Genomic DNA, 300 nt, shown 5'->3' with positions numbered 1-300 from the left:
GTTGCCGTCTTCAACGTTAATATCGAAAGACGCCGACGTGGTTTCGCTGCCGTCATGTTTAAACGTCACTTTACCCGCCGCCAACTGCGCCACCGTAAAGCTGCTCGACGCGACGCCGTTCACTAAGATTGTGCCGTTACTCTCGTTGCTGACCGTGAAGCTCACGCCTGTGTCCGTATCGTCAACGTCCGTATAGCCAAGATCTGCCGCCGTGATCGTGTAGCTGCCTGCTTCATCCATTTCACCCAACAGATCGCCTGTCAGCTCCGGCGCATCATTCACTGGCGTCACCGTCAAGTT

At 55.3% G+C, this 300-nt stretch carries 1 protein-coding gene; it reads right to left on the bottom strand.

Features of this window, described 5'->3' with window-relative positions; all coding sequences use genetic code 11:
- The coding region (locus AB4307_RS20020) for a cadherin-like domain-containing protein (protein ID WP_524540951.1) at positions 1-282 on the bottom strand (282 nt) is incomplete at its 3' end.
- Between the last annotated feature and the right edge of the window lie 18 nt (positions 283-300).

Source organism: Vibrio sp. 10N.261.52.C2 (assembly GCF_041471425.1).
Lineage (GTDB): Bacteria > Pseudomonadota > Gammaproteobacteria > Enterobacterales > Vibrionaceae > Vibrio > Vibrio crassostreae_C.
The sequence above is the reverse complement of the archived record's forward strand: the minus strand, read 5'-3'. Positions and strand labels throughout refer to the sequence as shown.